Origin of the sequence: Limnohabitans sp. Rim8, assembly GCF_945901735.1 — a bacterium.
In the GTDB taxonomy this organism is placed as follows: domain Bacteria; phylum Pseudomonadota; class Gammaproteobacteria; order Burkholderiales; family Burkholderiaceae_C; genus Limnohabitans_A.
On the sequence record NZ_CAMDLM010000030.1, the window covers coordinates 22,525 to 37,905 of the forward strand.

Below are 15,381 nucleotides of genomic sequence, written 5' to 3' on the forward strand. Positions count from 1 at the left end.
ATGAGAAAAACCATTTTCACCATCGGGTGCGCGGCTTTGCTGGTGGCGTGCGGCGAAACTTCGCAAGACAAACCGGGCGTGCGTTCTGACAAGCCCGTGCAAAACGGCACTGGTGTGGCGGTCTACACCGCCCAGGGCTGGAAAGCCGGCGACAAAGACGGCTGGGCCAACCACCTCAAAGCCCGTGCCAGTTATGGTCAAGACGACCACGCCCGTGCTCCCAAGTGAGCCACAAGGAGAAGTTCATGCGCCGCTTCTTACTGAGCATCGGTCTGGCCCTGTGGACCTGGGGCGCTGTGGCCCAAACGCAGGCCCCGGCCTCTGCGGCCCCACCCACGGCCGCTGTACCTGCTGCCGCAGCTGACAACAGCTTGGGCGTGAAAAGCGCCAACATCTTCCAGATCGCGCCGGGTGCCGATGCCGATCCGAAGTACAAGGACCAGACCAACGCCGAACGCGGCCAGGTTCAACCCGGCAACAACGCGCCCATGTGGCGCGCGGTGGGGCAGGGCGCGACCGGTTACATCAGTTTGCCCAAAAGCCAGGCGCCTGAAGCGGGCAACCTGATCCAGCCCTTCGTGCAATACCCCGGCTCGCGTCTGGCATCAGCCGGTGAATCCTGGCGTCAGGTGCGCAACAACATCATCATTCCGTACGGCGCAGCCTTGCTGCTGATCGCCGTGGGCGCAATGGCGCTGTTTTATTTCTCTAAGGGCACGATCGAATTGCATGGCCAGGAAACTGGCCGCAAGATCGAACGCTTTACGCCGTTTGAGCGCTCGGCCCACTGGGCCAACGCCATTGCGTTTGTGTCGCTGGCCATCTCGGGCATCGTCATCGCCTATGGCAAGTACTTCTTGCTCCCCATTTTGGGTAGCACGCTGTTTGGTTGGCTGAGCTATGGCCTGAAAAACCTGCACAACTTTGCGGGGCCCTTGTTTGCGGTGTCTTTGGTGGTGGTTTTCATCACCTTCCTCAAGGACAACCTGCCCAGCAAGGACGATGTGGTTTGGATGCTCAAAGGCGGCGGCTTGTTCTCAGGCACCGAGGTGCCTTCTCACCGCTTCAATGCCGGTGAAAAAGTGGTCTTCTGGGGCGGTGTGTTGTTCCTCGGTTTGATCGTGGTGGGCTCGGGCCTGGTACTCGACATGCTGATTCCCGGCCTCATTTACGAACGCGGCACCATGCAAATCGCCAGCATGATCCACGGCGTGGCGGCCTTGTTCATGATGGCCATGTTCATCGGCCACATCTACATGGGCACCATCGGCATGCGCGGTGCTTACAAAGCCATGCGAACAGGCTATGTGGACGAAACCTGGGCCAAGGAGCACCATGAGTTGTGGTACGACGATGTGAAAGCGGGCAAGATTCCAGCGCACCGTACAGCCACCACGACCCCCCCTGCCGCCTCGAATGCTTCCACCGCTTCGGCTTGAGCCTGGAGAAACTTCATGAAAAAAACCCTGCTTGTTTTGTCCGCAATGGCCATCGGCTTCAGCGCTGCCGCCAAACTGCCCGCCCCAAGTGACGAAGCCAAGGCCAAAGCCGCCGAGGCTGCGGCCAAAACCGCGCACGGTAACAAAGTGGCCGACTTCCAGTTGTGCAAGTCCCGCGAAAAAGTGGCAGCGCACTATTACAAAACCAATGGCAAAGGCAAGGCCGAACCTGTTGCCACGCCCGCTTGCGTGGACCCTGGTGCCTACAAGCCTGCAGAAACCACGGCAGCAGCGCCTGCCGCTGCGCCCGCAGCAGCACCAGCTGGTGCCAAGCCCGCTGCTGCGCCTGCCAAAAAAGGCTGATCGCCTGTCCAGCGTCACCACAAAATCCCCCGTCGGCAACGGCGGGGGATTTTTACGTTAGGCTCAAGCCATGTCTGTTGCTCTGAACGCCCCCGAGGCGCCACCGTTGCCCAAGCCCGCTGTCACCCATGCCCGAGCGTCCCTCACGCGCAGCGTGACCGTGCACAACGAATTCGGCGAAGTCTCCGAGACCCAAATCCCCGCCGAGCGGGCGCTGACCATTTACCTCGACAAAAAAGAGCTGGTGACCTTGATGACCCTGGGCGCCGAGCCGGAGTGGCTGGTGCTGGGCTTCTTGCGCAACCAACGTCTGATTGATTCGGTGGACCAGATTGAATCCATCACCGTGGACTGGACGATTGGCGAAGGCGAACTGGGTGAGCCCGGTGTGGCCGCTGTCAAGACCCGCGCCAATGCCCAGGTGGTGGTCGAGCGCAGCGCTGACCGCGTGGTGACCACCGGTTGCGGCCAGGGCAGCGTGTTTGGTGATTTGATGTCCCACATCGACGAGATCGAACTGCCACCAGCCCAGATCACGCAAAGCCAGCTCTATGGTTTGGTGAATGCCATCCGCTTGCAAGAGACCACCTACAAATCGTCCGGCTCGGTGCACGGCTGCGCCCTGTTTCAGGGTGAAGAGATGCTCATGTTTGTGGAGGATGTGGGGCGTCACAACGCGGTGGACACCATCGCCGGTTGGATGTGGATGCACGACGTGCTTGGGCAAGACAAGGTGTTCTACACCACCGGGCGCTTGACCAGCGAGATGGTCATCAAGTCGGCGCAAATGGGCGTGCCCGTGGTCGTCTCGCGCAGCGGCATCACGCAAATGGGCCTGGACGTGGCCCAGCGCCTGGGCCTGTGCGCCATTGGCCGCGCCACTAACAAACGCTTCTTGTGCTTCAGCGCGCCCGAGCGGCTGGTCTGGCAACCTGAGTGCCTGACAAGTTGACGGTTTGACAGGTCCTATTTCGCTCAGCGACAGTTTCAACGTTCAGTGGTGCACAAGCACCGCGTCGGACCTAAAGGCACCGACCTGCGAAACCGACATGACTCCCGTAGGTCGGGCCTTTACGGTCCGACATGCCATCTTCTCGCGAAGCGCCAGTTTTAAAACCATGTGGCCCATCAGCCGTGGATGAACTTCGGCGCGCGTTTGTTCAAAAAGGCGTCCATGCCTTCTTTTTGGTCGGCGGTGGCAAACAGGCCGTGGAACAGGCGGCGCTCGAACATCACACCGTCGCTCAGCCCACTTTCAAAAGCACGGTTCACGCTCTCCTTCGCCGCCATGGTGGCCAGTTGGCCATGGCCACAAATCATCAGCGCCGCGCCCAAGGTTTCTTCCATCAACTTGTCCAAGGGCACCACGCGGCTGACCAAGCCACCGCGCTCGGCCTCGGCGGCATCCATCATGCGGCCTGTGAGCACCAAATCCATCGCCTTGGACTTGCCCACCGCACGCGGCAGGCGCTGCGTGCCGCCTGCGCCGGGGATGATGCCGATCTTGATTTCCGGCTGGCCGAACTTGGCGTTGTCGGCGGCGATGATGAAGTCGCACATCATGGCCAACTCGCAGCCGCCACCCAGCGCAAAGCCGCTGACGGCCGCGATCACGGGTTTGCGGATGCTGCGGATGGTTTCCCAATTGCGGGTGATGAAGTCGTTCTTGTAAACGTCGTGGAAATTGAACTTCGCCATGGCCGAGATGTCAGCGCCTGCGGCAAAGGCTTTTTCGCTGCCGGTGATGACCATGCAGCCAATGGCCTCGTCGGCATCAAAAGCCTTGAGGGCGGCGCCCAACTCGTCCATCAGCGCGCCGTTCAAGGCGTTCAGGGCTTTGGGACGGTTCAAGGTGATGATGCCAACCTGGCCGCCTTCGACGCGGACTTCGATGTTTTCGTAGCTCAAGGGTTTCTCCAGCAGTGGGGTCAATTCAAAATGCGACTATAACCAGGTCGGCTGTCCCGAGTCTGTCGCTCTGGCGCTGGGGCTGCTCAGGGAAAACAACAGGGAAAACATTCACCAACCGTGCGGTCGGCTAATGGTACAGTCATGGATTCAGGAGACCTCCATGACCGAATCGACCGCAACGGTGTTGTACGAAACGCGAGGCGCTGTGGCGCTGATCACACTCAACCGTCCGCAAGCCCTCAACAGCTTCACCCGCGCCATGCACCACGACCTGTGGGCCGCGCTCGATCAGGCCGAGGCCAACCCGGCCATCCGCGCTGCGGTCATCACCGGTGCAGGCCGAGGTTTTTGCGCGGGTGCCGATTTGTCCGATTTCGATTTCACACCCGGCCCCAACAGGGTCGAACGTGCCGACCCCGGCCCCATCATCGACCAGGCCTTCAACCCCAGCACGCGTCGCTTGCAAGCGCTGCGCATGCCCACCATTGCGGCCGTCAATGGCGTGGCTGCCGGTGCCGGTGCGTCCATGGTCATGGCCTGCGACATCGCGATTGCAGCGCCCAATGCCAGTTTCATCCAGGCCTTCAGCAAGATCGGCTTGATCCCCGATGCGGGCGGCAGCTGGTTGCTGGTGGAGCGCTTGGGCCTGGCCCGCGCCATGGCGCTGGCCATGACGGGCGACAAATTGACCGCCGAAAAAGCCAAGGAATGGGGCATGATTTGGGAGGTGGCCGAAGACCCATTGGCCAGTGCTTTGGCCCTGGCCGAGCGCCTGGCCAACATGCCGACCAAGGCCTTGGTGGCCACCCGCGCCTTGCTCCAGTCGGCCACCACCCGCAGCCTGTCTGAGCACCTTGATGCAGAGCGCGACACCCAGTCGACCCTGGGCCGCACGCACGACTATTTCGAGGGGGTGCAGGCCTTCCTCGAAAAGCGCCCAGCGCAATTTAAAGGCGAATGATGAGCGACCTAAAAGCACTGGCCCAGAAAGTGGGCGAGACCATGTTCGCGGTGGATGTGGCTTCCAAAGACACCATGGGCATGGAACTGCTGGCCTGCGAACCTGGCCGCGCCCTCATGCGCATGGAGGTCAAGGCCTTGCACCTGAACGGCCACCAGATTTGCCACGGCGGCTTCATCTTCACACTGGCCGATTCGACCTTTGCCTTTGCTTGCAACAGCTACAACAAGAACGCCGTGGCGGCCGGTTGCAGCATCGAATTCTTGAAGCCCGGCAAGCTGGGTGATGTGCTGACCTGCGAAGGCATTGAGCAGACTCTCAGCGGGCGTCATGGCATCTATGACATGAAAGTCAGTAACCAAAACGGCGAGGTGATCGCCATGTTCCGCGGCAAGAGCGCGCAAATTGCAGGCACCGTGATTCCGGAGTAAGTGAATGAATGGGGGGCTGGTCTTCCGCCCTGTCCCCCGCTGATCAAGTGGAGTTTTGAATGAGCCCTAAAGCCTTCCCCCTGGAGCCGATTGAAAAGGCCAGCATCGACGAGCTGCGCAGCTTGCAGCTCAAGCGCCTGCAGCAAACGCTGCAGCACGCCTATGCCAACTCGCCCGTGTACCGGGCCAAGTTCGACGCCGCAGGCGTGCACCCTGACGACTGCAAGAGCCTGGCCGACATCGCCAAGTTCCCGTTCACCACCAAGTCAGACCTGCGCGACAGCTACCCCTTTGGCATGTTCGCCGTGCCGCGTGAAAACTGCGCCCGCATCCACGCGTCCAGCGGCACCACCGGCAAACCCACCGTGGTGGGCTACACCCTCAAAGACATCGACACCTGGTCCACCGTGGTGGCCCGCAGCATCCGCGCAGGTGGTGCCCAACCCGGCGACATGGTGCACATCAGCTATGGCTATGGCTTGTTCACTGGCGGCATGGGTGCGCATTACGGTGCCGAAAAACTGGGCCTGACGGTGGTGCCTTTTGGCGGTGGCCAAACCGAGCGCCAAGTGCAGCTGATCCAGGATTTCAAATCCAACATCATCATGGTCACGCCCAGCTACATGCTGGCGATTGCCGACGAATTTGAGCGGCAAGGTATCGACCCCCAAAGCAGCTCGTTGCGCATCGGCATCTTCGGCGCTGAACCGTGGACCAATGACATGCGTGCCGCCATCGAAAAACGCATGAACATTGACGCGGTGGACATCTACGGCCTGTCCGAAGTCATGGGGCCGGGTGTGGCCAGCGAATGCATCGAGACCAAGGACGGCCCGACCATTTGGGAAGACCACTTCTACCCTGAGATCATCCACCCCGAAACCGGGGAGCCGGTGGCCGATGGCGAAATGGGCGAGCTGGTCTTCACCAGCCTCACCAAAGAAGCGCTGCCCATCGTCCGCTACCGCACGCGCGACCTGACGCGCCTGCTGTCTGGCACCGCCCGCAGCATGCGGCGCATGGAAAAGATCACCGGCCGCAGCGATGACATGATGATCATCCGGGGCGTGAACGTGTTCCCCAGCCAGATCGAAGAGCTGATCCTGAAGCGCGCCGAGTTGGCCCCGCACTACCAATGCGTACTGACCCGTGAAGGCCCGATGGACGACCTCAAAGTGCTGATCGAAACCAAGCCCGGCGTGTCGCCCGAGAGCATCGAAGCGCGTGCGGCGGCCAAGCTGCTGCAGCACGAGATCAAGGTCTACATTGGCTCGAGTGTGGCGATCGAGCTCAAGGCCGAAGGCGGCGTCGAGCGCAGCCAGGGCAAGGCCAAACGCGTGGTGGATTTGCGCGGCAAGTGAACCCGGTCCGCAAGGGTGCTGCATCCTGTAGGTCGGTGCCTTCAGGCCCGACATGGCGTATGTGATCCTTGCAGGATTTTCAAGCTGCAGGCCACGGATGGCCCGCACGTTCCTTGGGCACGCTCAGCTGCCAGTGGCTCGCTTGCGCAGGCACCCTGAGCGGCAAGCGCAGCAAGCGCCTGTCGCGTGACACCAGTGCGATCAGTTTGCGTTCTTTGCCCAGCAGAGCGGGCAGTTCGGCGAGCTTGCTCAGCCGCCAGCTTCCGCCTTGGCCTTTGGCCCCGACCTCCAGCCCCAGCCATTCGTCGCCAGCAGCCAGGCCCGCCGCTTCGCCCGCGCTGCCACGCAGCACCCCTTTGACCTGCACACTGCCTGCGGCGTCGCTCACGCGCAAACCCAAGCGCTCGGCCATGCCCGCAATCTCGGCGTCGACCTGAATGCCGTGCGCCGTGAGCAACTCGCGCAATGGCAGCTCTTGCGTGCTGTGCGCCCAGCGCTGGATCTCGCCCGTCCAACTGCGCCCGGTCAAGGCTTGCAATTCGTCCAGCAAGTCCTGCTCGCGCAGGGGCCCGGCCTGGCAGCGTTTCCACAGGCCGCGCATCACGGTGTCGAGCGTGTGACCTGCTGGCTTGAATTCCCTGCGCAGCGTCAGGTCCAGGCACAAGGCCACCAGCGCGCCCTTGGTGTAATAACTCACAGTGGCGTTGACGGTGTTTTCGTCCTGGCGGTAGTACTTGACCCAAGCGTCAAAGCTGGCCTGCGCGACGCTTTGCACATGGCGACCTGGGGTTTGCTGCACTTGTGCGATGGTCTTGCCCAGCAGCTGGATGTAAGTGGCGTCGTCAATCAGCCCTGCGCGGCGCAAGAGAATGTCGTCGTAATAGCTGGTGAAGCCCTCAAAGAACCACAGCAACTGCGTGTAGTTTTCCTGGCTGTAGTCGTAGCGGGCAAAGGCATCGGGGCGCAGCTGCTTGACGTTCCAGGTGTGAAAGTACTCGTGGCTGATCAGGCCCAGCAGCGTGGTGTAGCCCTCTGGCTTGCGCGGGCTGGTGGACAAGCCGTTGAGGCGCGGCAAATCATCGCGTTTGCAAATCAATGCGGTGCTGTTTTGATGCTCTAGACCGCCATAGCCGTCGTGCACGGCGTTGAGCATGAACAGGTAGTTGGGATGAGGCGTTTTTTTGCCCGCTGCCTTGCTCGATCCGTGCCAGAAATGAATCGCCGCCTCGCAAATTTTTTGCGTATCGGCCAACAATCGGTCACCGTCAAAGGAGGGCAAAGCCCCCGCCACCACAAAGCGGTGCGGCACGCCGCAGGCGTTGAAGCTGCCGCTCCAGAACGCGCCCAACTCCACCGGGCAATCCACCAGGGAGTCGTAGTTCTTGGCCTGGTACAGGCCAAAGCCTTTTTTGTCGATTTTGAGCGGCGCCAGGCCCGTGGCAGCCTGCCAATGGGGTTGGCTCTTCACAGTTTGCAGTTGCAGCTGGTGCGGCGCTTGTTCTTGTCCGTGCACCCGCAGGCACAGGCTGGTGCCATTGAAAAACCCCCTTTGGCTGTCCAGCCAGGCGGTGCGCACCGAGTTGTCAAGGGCATAGACCTCGTAGCTCAGCACCAGGGGCTGCCCGCTCTTGCAAGCGATGGCCCAGCTGCACTTGTCTTGCTGCTGTGTGGGCAAACTGCGCCGGCCTTGTTTGGCGCTCAGGTTTTGCAGGTTTTTGGAAAACTCACGCACCAGATAACTGCCCGGAATCCACACCGGCAGCGACACGGTTTGCAAGGTCTGCGGTTGCGCAATGGTCAAGGTGACGCGGAACAAATGCGCATGCAGGTCGGCGGCTTCAACGGTGTAGTGGATGGCGGTCATGCGTGTTGTGACTCAAGTTGCACCCGCCGCCAAAAAGCAGCACAAGCTGGCCACGAGGGTCAGTTGCAAGCGCATGGGCAGCCACGGGGCCAGGCCCGCGGCGGGCCAGGTGCGGCGGTCCATCAGGTAGCAGCCGATCAGCACAAAGCCCAGCAGGGGCAAACCTGCGAAGGCGGGCATCATCACGCCCACCCAGGCCAAGAGCGAGGGCACCACGCCCCAAGTGAAGTGGATGCGCGGCGCGTTGGGGCGGATCAAGGCGTTGCGAAAGCCCACGCCCCAATGGATGCCACCCAAAAACGAGACGATCACCGCGCCATAGCCTTGCATGGACAGGGCCACATAGGGGTGCAGTTCAGGGCCGACCAGCCACAGGCACAGGGCCAAAAACACAAAGGGAATCAGCCCGGCGTAACCCAAGCGGCGGATCAGCCGCCAGGTCGGGTCTTCGGTCATGGGGGTGGCGTGTGGGAAAGTCATTTGATCTCGGCGAGCATTTTTTCAACTTGGGCCATGGGCACGGCACCGGGCACGCGGGAGCCATCGGCAAACAAGAGCAGGGGGGTGCCGGTGATGCGGTTTTTCTGGCCAAAGGCCACGATCGAATCAATGGCCGAGGCGTCGCAGTTGGCGGTGGGCGGGGTGGTGCCGTTGATCATCCAGTCGTTCCAGGTTTTGGCCTTGTCTTTGGCGCACCAGATGTTTTTGGACTTGGTTTTGGAGTCCTCGCCCAAGATCGGATAAAGGAAGTGGTAAATGGTCACGTTGTCCAGCTTTTGCAGGTCTTTTTCGAAGCGCTTGCAATAGCCGCAGTTGGGGTCGGCAAACACGGCCAGCTTGCGTTTGCCGTGACCGCGCACTTGGGTGAAAGCATTTTTGATAGGCAACTGGTCAAACGGGATGGCCGAGAGTTTGTCCATGCGCTCTTCGGTCAAGTTGCGCTTTTGTTTCACATCGATCAGCGCGCCCTGAATCAGGAAGTTGCCTTCGGCATCGCTGTACATCACTTCGTTGCCCATGCGGATTTCAAACAGCCCGTTCATCGGTGTTTTGCTCACCTCGTCGATCTTGGGCAAGTTGGGCAGGCGCTCGCTCAGGTTTTTGCGGATGGCCGCTTCTTGGGCCATCACGCTGCCCAGCGACAAAGCGATGGAGGTCACGATCAGGAAAAGTTTGGAGAGAGAGAACTTCATGGAGAGGACTTTCGGGATCAAAAAAGACAAAGACGCATCAACGTGTGGCCTTGGCAGGCTTGGGCGGGGTGCTTTGGCCCATGGCACGTTGCGTCACCCAGTGTTTGAGGGGGCCGCTGCAGTCAAAGCCGCGCATGCCCCAGTTGCGCAGGTTTTGCCAGACCGGACCGGGCTGGGCAAACAGGCGCTGCAGGCCATCGGTCACGAAACCCATGGCCTGCACATCGGCCTGGCGTGCGCGCTCGTAGCGGCGCAGCAGTTTGAGGTCGTGCAGCGGCCGCCAAAATTCTTTGGCGCGGATCACGTTGACCAGTTCAGCCACATCCGCCAGGCCCACGTTCAGGCCTTGACCAGCGAGCGGGTGCAGGGCATGGGCTGCATCGCCCGCCAGGGCAAAGGCTTGTTTGTGTTGGCCCGGCATGGCACCTGTCCAGCGCTCGGCACGGGCCAGTTGCAGTGGCCACACGGCACGCTCGGCTGAGAGCTGCATGCCGCCCAGGGCATGGCCGCAAGCCTGGGCCAGCGCAGCTGAAAAGTCTTCCGGCGACATCGCCATCAAGGCTTGCGCCCGCAGCGGGTGGACCGACCAGACCAACGCGACTTCGCGCCCACCTTCGCCCCCCAAGGGCAGCAGGGCCAGCACTTCGGCTTGGGGCCGCGCCAGGCCGGGCGCGGGGCTCCAGCCAAACCATTGACGGGCGATGCCCTCATGCGCCCGCTCGCACACCAGGCGGGTGGCCAGGGCGTGTTGCTCGTAATGCGTGATATCAAAGCCCACACCCAGCTCGGCACGGGTCTGGCTGGCGCGGCCTTCACACACCACGGTCAAGGGCGCGGACACCGGGGCCTGCACCACTTGAATCTGGGGCTGAAACTGCACGGCCTGGGCCAGCAGCGCTTGCAGCACAGGCACATCCACCATCCAGTTGAGCTCACCCACGCCGTGCTCGCGGGCACCGAAGTTGAGCTGGCCGCCATCGTCGCCCCAGACTTGCATTTGGTGCACGGGCGTCACGGCGGGGGCCTCGGGCCAGCAGCGCAGGTCTTGCAGCAAGGCCTTGGCCGCGCCATTGAGCGAATAGGCGCGCACGTCGGGGGCGGTGTTGGGCTGGGGGGACTCGACCAAAGCCACGTTCAGCCGTTCGCGGGCCAGCAGCAAAGCCAAAGTCCGGCCCACAATGCCAGCGCCACGGATGCAAATGTCAGGGGATAGAGCCATGCGCGCATTGTAAGGAGGCTGCTCACCGCACGGGGCCGCCGGGGACTTTGGGGCCGGGCCGCTGCTTTGGGGCTGTGCCGTTAAAATCGCGGGTTGATTTCTGAATCTCCCCCCCGAATCACCGAAAGCCTTCCATGAGCCTCAAATGCGGCATCGTGGGTTTGCCCAACGTTGGCAAATCCACCCTGTTCAACGCCCTGACCAAAGCGGGCATTGCTGCAGAAAACTACCCCTTCTGCACCATTGAGCCCAACACGGGTGTGGTTGAGGTGCCCGACCCGCGCCTGCAGCAGTTGGCCCAGATCGTCGAGCCCGAGCGCATCGTGCCCGCCATCGTCGAGTTTGTGGACATTGCCGGTCTGGTGGCCGGGGCCAGCACGGGTGAGGGATTGGGCAACAAATTTTTGGCGCACATCCGCGAGACCGACGCCATCGTCAACGTGGTGCGCTGCTTTGAAGACGACAACGTGATCCATGTGGCCAACAAGGTCGATCCGATTGCCGACATCGAGGTCATTCAGACCGAGCTGTGCCTGGCCGACCTGGCGGCTGTGGAAAAAGCCATTCACCGCGTCAGCAAAATCGCTCGCTCGGGTGACAAAGAAGCCGTCAAACAAATGGCGATTCTGGAGAAGTGCCAAACCGCTCTGAACGACACCCAGCCGGTGCGCACCATTGATTTCAGCAAAGAAGAGCGGGTCGAACTCAAGCAGTTCTTCTTCATCACCGCCAAGCCCGCCATGTTCGTGGCCAACGTGTCCGAAGACGGCTTCGAGAACAACCCTTTTCTGGACCGTTTGAAAGCCTTTGCCGCCAAGCAAAATGCGCCCGTGGTGGCCATTTGCGCCAAGATCGAAGCCGAGCTGTCCGAGATGGACGATGCTGACCGCTTGGAGTTCTTGAAGGAAATTGGGCAAGACGAGCCTGGCCTCAACCGCCTGATCCGCTCGGCTTATGGCTTGCTGGGCCTGCAGACTTATTTCACCGCGGGCGTGAAAGAAGTGCGCGCCTGGACCATCCATGTGGGCGACACTGGACCGCAAGCCGCAGGCGTGATCCACACCGATTTCGAGAAGGGCTACATCCGCGCCCAGACCATCGCGTTTGACGACTACATCACCTTCAAGGGCGAGCAAGGCGCCAAAGACGCGGGCAAGATGCGCGCCGAGGGCAAGGACTATGTCGTGAAAGATGGCGACGTGATGAATTTCTTGTTCAGCTCCTGACACCATTCGCTGCCCAAGCCCTTTTCACGCAGCGTGCAAGTCTGGACTTTGTCCGATTTGCATTGATATCAGCCAGGCTGTGAATTAGTCTTGTCTGCAGGGTGTGATCGTTAAAGTAAACACAATGAGGTCCTCGGTGGGGCAGTAATTCACCGAATAGTTAAATTTTTCAGCCAACGACTTCACTAAAAATAGCCCTAAACCTGTACCGCTGCGGTAGGTGGCAGCAGGACTTCTGTAATACTTTTCAAAAACCTTCTCTGCATCTGGCCAACCAGCTCTGCCAGGCCGATTGGCGACACCAATCACCCAATTGGTGGATGTCATGGCCTGATTCAAGGTGACCACAATATTCGAATTCGAGTCGCCATATTTCAGTGCGTTATCAAGCAAATTGCGAATGATGATGGTCAACAAATAAATATCGGTATTGATTTTCCTGGCGTGTAAATTGAGAATTTGAAGGGTCATTCTTTCGGGGTTTTGCATCGACTCGATCAGACCCTTCAGCAAGTCCGGTAAATCACAATCCATCAGCTGAACTTCAATCGTTCTGTGGTTGACTTGTCCAATTTGAATGGTTCGCTCAATCACATTGGACATGTCAGCGACTGATTTGGTCAATTTTTTAGATAAATTGACTGACAGTTGGGGGTCGTTCACTTGCAAAAGCAAAGTCGCAAGCGGAGTCTTCAACTCGTGACCCAACATGGTCAGGAGTTGTTCAGTTTCCTGTCTGAATAGCCGTTCTTTCAGGGCTTCTTGTTCGGCTTGGTCAGCTTTGGCCGTCAGCGCAGTGTGGTCCTTGATGTTTTGTATTCCCCGGTAATGGATCACCATCATCATTAAAAAACCACTGCAAACACTGTAAAAAGAAACAATGTAATGGCTGAGTTCGGTTGCAGGAACCAGATTGAGAGCTGGCATAGAAGTCAAAAGAGTAATGACAAGGGTGATCGAAAAATAAGTGATATTGATCCACTGCGGTATAGGATGCTGCCTTTCCTTGAACATTTTTCGAGGTGTCAATAATGCAATTGCGAAATGAAAAATTGGCAGTATAAAAATCAATAACATATTGATCTGAAGGCCAATTCTTTCCTCGCCAAAAATAATCATGAAGAAACAAATTGCAAAAATAAGATAAACAGGAAAACTAATCAAGACGCGCCAAAAAAATTTCCGTAAATCCCCTAAAACTTGCTGAGCGAAAACAGATACCAAAAAAGTTGAGGTAATACCCAAAAAACTGGTCATGAAATTTATGGCCGACGGTTCCAGCCAATTGGGAAGGTACAAAGATGCATATCCAAAGAGACAAAAACCGAACAAAAGAGCAGCAATTTGATAGAGAATAAAAATCAATGCCAGACGTTCCTTCTGGACTGTGAGTTGAATCAGTCCCCAGACGACAAACATAAAAATTGAGCTCAAGTAGAGCGCGCCCAAATGCTCAATTTTTTTATTGCTTTTTCGCATTGACTGCTCATCCATCACGTCGACGTGAGCCATGCGCGTACTGCTGGTCTCTAAACGCACCCAGACCTCACGGCTGGATGAGCCCGCTGGCAGTGAATAGCTCAATGAAGAGGACGGATCCACAGAGTTCGGTTTGGGGTGTGTATCCCCAATCATGGGCCTCATCGCAGGCGTCTGTAAGGGATCAAACAGTTGCAGTTGATCAAGATAAGCAGGGCGAATACGCATCACCAGCTTCGCTTCGGGCGGTAAATCTGTTGATGTTGGATCGATGCGCAGTCGAAACCATACAGCGCCTTTGCCATAGCCGGCACTGATGACAGGGCTGTCTTTTTTTATTCGCCAATCTTTTGATTGTTGAACTTCTTCCCAAGTCATCAGACCACCTTGATCGATCAGCCAGGCTCTCTCGGCGATCAAGTCGTGAGATGATCCAGCCCAAGCAGATTTCGCCTGTCCAACAAAAATGGTATATAAAAAAATAAATGTATATAAAAGTATAAATTTATTGATCGACTTGAATGAAGACATAAATTCTAGTTAAAGCGTGCGGTTTTGTTGAGCGTGTTCATGCAGGACAACCCGCACGGACCATAACGCAATTTGTTGGGCACCCATGCGATGAACACCTTGTATCATGGATTCAGTCATGGCGGGAACTTGCAATGGCGTGACTTGAAGATTTGATTTTCGTAAGACGGAAAAACTAACAACGTACTGAATGAGGATATCGATGTTTTTCAATGGCTTGATCAGGTTCATTTCGTTGTTCATTTTATTGTCTGGTTTGAACATCAACGTCCTTGCCAATAAGCCCCTTCAAGGTGCGCTGCTACCGGTAGACAGTTCAAATACTGCTACCCATCAAGTCAAAATAGGAATTTATCCAATAGCTATTTATCAGTTGGATATGGGCAGCAATACCTTTTATGCTGACCTGTATTTGTGGCTGCGTTGGAAGGGAGACATTGATCCTGTTGCCTCTCTTGAATTTAAAAATATGGTTGAAAAATGGAACAAACAATATGAAAGAATTAACCCGAACCCCAAAATAATGGCGGACGGATCGAAGTACCAAATTCTAAAGGTCGAGGGCAGATTTTATCAACCTTTTAATCTGACCGACTATCCTTTAGATCAACAAAAATTGACCATTCAGGTGGAGGATGCCTTATACAGTGCGGAAGAGCTCTCATTTGTAATTGATCAAGAAAACAGTGGTTTAGGCAGTAACTTTGTTATACCTGGTTGGTCCTTGACGGGTTGGTCAGGCCAGGTTTTTCACCATGATTATCGGACAAATTTTGGTGAAGACAAAGCCTCATCGCTGTATTCAACAGCACACTTCAATATTCACGTGGAGCGGCCAACCAGTTACTTTTTCTGGCGGTTGTTATTACCAATATTCATTGTTTTGTGTGTGGCACTTTCTGCTTTGATTTTATCGCCACGGAGTATAGACGCCCGCACCGGTCTCGCAGGGGGGGCCCTATTGACGGCCATTTTCTTGCAAATAGGATATTCCGACGCGCTGCCTGAATTAACTTATCTCGTACTGATCGATAAAATTTATCTGCTGGCATATATATTGATTGTTTTGACACTGGTGCGGACGATCCTTGTATTCCAAAAATGCAACCAAGCCACCGAACAAAGCATGGAGAGCTTATTGCAAATGGACAAGAGGCTGATCGCTCTGCAGCTGTTGGTCTTTGTGTTGGGAACGGCCGTGTTGGTTTGGGTGCACTGAATCTGGACTGAGATCAGGTGCCGGTCGCATGCGCAGCAAGCCGCAAGTCGCATGCCGCATGTTGCCGAGTGCCGCCTGGTATCTCAAATACAGCCATGTTGACGTGTGGGTCCATCCACAGACGGCAAGGCTTGCTCTGACAGCGCAAAGCCATGTTCAGTTTTGTTAAGTTTCGAGCTTTTTC

16 protein-coding genes are annotated in these 15,381 nt (G+C 57.6%); 9 read left to right on the forward strand and 7 right to left on the reverse strand.

Going from position 1 to position 15,381, the window contains the following annotated elements:
• The 4 genes from Q0O99_RS13900 to Q0O99_RS13915 all read left to right on the forward strand — a co-directional run bounded on the left by Q0O99_RS13900 (nt 1) and on the right by Q0O99_RS13915 (nt 2,754).
• On the forward strand, nt 1-228 hold the full coding sequence (locus Q0O99_RS13900) for a hypothetical protein (RefSeq protein WP_293752549.1): 228 nt from the start codon (nt 1-3) through the stop codon (nt 226-228).
• Nucleotides 229-245: 17 nt separating this feature from the next.
• The gene (locus Q0O99_RS13905; RefSeq protein ID WP_293752550.1) at nt 246-1,439 is read left to right on the forward strand and encodes a formate dehydrogenase subunit gamma; all 1,194 of its coding nucleotides are present in this window, start codon (nt 246-248) and stop codon (nt 1,437-1,439) included.
• 15 nt (nt 1,440-1,454) lie between these two features.
• Complete coding sequence (locus Q0O99_RS13910; protein WP_293752551.1) at nt 1,455-1,802, forward strand: hypothetical protein; 348 nt, start codon at nt 1,455-1,457, stop codon at nt 1,800-1,802.
• Between the two features lie 70 nt (nt 1,803-1,872).
• On the forward strand, nt 1,873-2,754 hold the full coding sequence (locus Q0O99_RS13915) for a formate dehydrogenase accessory sulfurtransferase FdhD (protein WP_293752553.1): 882 nt from the start codon (nt 1,873-1,875) through the stop codon (nt 2,752-2,754).
• A 176-nt stretch (nt 2,755-2,930) separates the two neighbouring features.
• Here the strand turns inward: Q0O99_RS13915 and Q0O99_RS13920 are convergent, their stop codons facing one another.
• Nucleotides 2,931-3,710 (reverse strand): enoyl-CoA hydratase, encoded by a 780-nt coding sequence (locus Q0O99_RS13920; protein ID WP_293752555.1) that lies wholly within the window; start codon nt 3,708-3,710, stop codon nt 2,931-2,933.
• A gap of 163 nt (nt 3,711-3,873) precedes the next feature.
• On the opposite strand from Q0O99_RS13920, the gene Q0O99_RS13925 reads away from it, so the two are divergent.
• From Q0O99_RS13925 to paaK, 3 genes are read left to right on the forward strand one after another with little or no spacing between them, the layout of a single operon-like run.
• Entirely contained in the window at nt 3,874-4,674 is an 801-nt protein-coding gene (locus Q0O99_RS13925; RefSeq protein ID WP_293752557.1) for an enoyl-CoA hydratase-related protein, read from the forward strand.
• The gene (gene paaI / locus Q0O99_RS13930) at nt 4,671-5,105 is read left to right on the forward strand and encodes a hydroxyphenylacetyl-CoA thioesterase PaaI (protein ID WP_293752559.1); all 435 of its coding nucleotides are present in this window, start codon (nt 4,671-4,673) and stop codon (nt 5,103-5,105) included. The genes Q0O99_RS13925 and paaI overlap by 4 nt, the downstream gene beginning before the upstream one ends.
• Before the next feature lie 59 nt (nt 5,106-5,164).
• Nucleotides 5,165-6,466 carry a phenylacetate--CoA ligase PaaK gene (paaK, locus tag Q0O99_RS13935; protein WP_293752561.1) on the forward strand — a complete coding sequence of 434 codons (1,302 nt, stop codon included), beginning with the start codon at nt 5,165-5,167 and terminating at the stop codon, nt 6,464-6,466.
• A 79-nt stretch (nt 6,467-6,545) separates the two neighbouring features.
• On the opposite strand, the gene Q0O99_RS13940 is transcribed toward paaK, so the two are convergent.
• Genes Q0O99_RS13940 through Q0O99_RS13955 form a run of 4 tightly spaced genes read right to left on the reverse strand, consistent with a single transcriptional unit; the run spans nt 6,546 to nt 10,742 of the window.
• Entirely contained in the window at nt 6,546-8,330 is a 1,785-nt protein-coding gene (locus tag Q0O99_RS13940; RefSeq protein WP_293752563.1) for a peptidase M61, read from the reverse strand.
• Between the two features lie 12 nt (nt 8,331-8,342).
• Complete coding sequence (locus tag Q0O99_RS13945) at nt 8,343-8,810, reverse strand: DUF3429 domain-containing protein (RefSeq protein WP_293752565.1); 468 nt, start codon at nt 8,808-8,810, stop codon at nt 8,343-8,345.
• A complete protein-coding gene (locus Q0O99_RS13950; RefSeq protein ID WP_293752567.1) occupies nt 8,807-9,523 on the reverse strand; it encodes a DsbC family protein in 717 nt (238 codons plus the stop codon). Before Q0O99_RS13950 ends, Q0O99_RS13945 begins: the two co-directional genes overlap by 4 nt.
• Nucleotides 9,524-9,560: 37 nt before the next feature.
• Nucleotides 9,561-10,742, reverse strand: a complete 1,182-nt coding sequence (locus tag Q0O99_RS13955) for an FAD-dependent monooxygenase (protein WP_293752569.1) — start codon at nt 10,740-10,742, stop codon at nt 9,561-9,563.
• Nucleotides 10,743-10,876: 134 nt separating this feature from the next.
• On the opposite strand from Q0O99_RS13955, the gene ychF reads away from it, so the two are divergent.
• Nucleotides 10,877-11,968 (forward strand): redox-regulated ATPase YchF, encoded by a 1,092-nt coding sequence (gene ychF, locus Q0O99_RS13960; protein ID WP_293752571.1) that lies wholly within the window; start codon nt 10,877-10,879, stop codon nt 11,966-11,968.
• An 84-nt stretch (nt 11,969-12,052) separates the two neighbouring features.
• Here ychF and Q0O99_RS13965 read toward each other — a convergent pair whose 3' ends face one another.
• Nucleotides 12,053-13,978: a sensor histidine kinase gene (locus tag Q0O99_RS13965; protein WP_293752573.1), complete on the reverse strand. Its 1,926-nt coding sequence runs from the start codon at nt 13,976-13,978 to the stop codon at nt 12,053-12,055.
• 9 nt (nt 13,979-13,987) lie between these two features.
• A complete protein-coding gene (locus Q0O99_RS13970; RefSeq protein WP_293752575.1) occupies nt 13,988-14,221 on the reverse strand; it encodes a hypothetical protein in 234 nt (77 codons plus the stop codon).
• Nucleotides 14,222-14,234: 13 nt separating this feature from the next.
• Between Q0O99_RS13970 and Q0O99_RS13975 the strand changes: the two genes are divergently transcribed.
• A complete protein-coding gene (locus Q0O99_RS13975; protein ID WP_293752577.1) occupies nt 14,235-15,197 on the forward strand; it encodes a hypothetical protein in 963 nt (320 codons plus the stop codon).
• Nucleotides 15,198-15,381 lie beyond the last annotated feature (184 nt).